At 55.6% G+C, this 372-nt stretch carries 1 protein-coding gene; it reads right to left on the reverse strand.

The features are described 5' to 3' along the window. On the reverse strand, nt 1-372 hold a 372-nt coding region (locus HMPREF2847_RS11675), incomplete at both ends, for a transposase (RefSeq protein ID WP_371440731.1).

The raw sequence follows: 372 nt of genomic DNA on the forward strand, positions 1-372 counted from the left end.
AAAGCACTGGTGCCATCTGCGCCAATAATCAAATCCCCTTCCCAATGACCGGGCACGGCACGATCATTGGCTTCCGCTGGGCGAAGTGAAATATTGGCATCATGGGTCCAGCGTTTTCCACGTGGTTTAGGCACCCCGGCTAAAAGCGAGCGGGGTTTACGCCCTGGCCGGGTAGTCCGGCAGGACTTTTCAAACACAAGTTCTTTGCGCAAGCTACCTACCCCTTGCACGTAAAGGGCCTGGTAAATCGACTCATGGCTAATAGTCATGGACGTATTATCACCCCACAGCGCAGCCAACCTGTCACTGGCCTGACGCGGTGAGGCACCACGGTTGAGCAGATCGACAACCTGGGCGCGCAAAAACCGATTG

The sequence above is a fragment of the Corynebacterium sp. HMSC074C03 genome (genome assembly GCF_001838285.1).
Taxonomy (GTDB): domain Bacteria; phylum Actinomycetota; class Actinomycetes; order Mycobacteriales; family Mycobacteriaceae; genus Corynebacterium; species Corynebacterium amycolatum.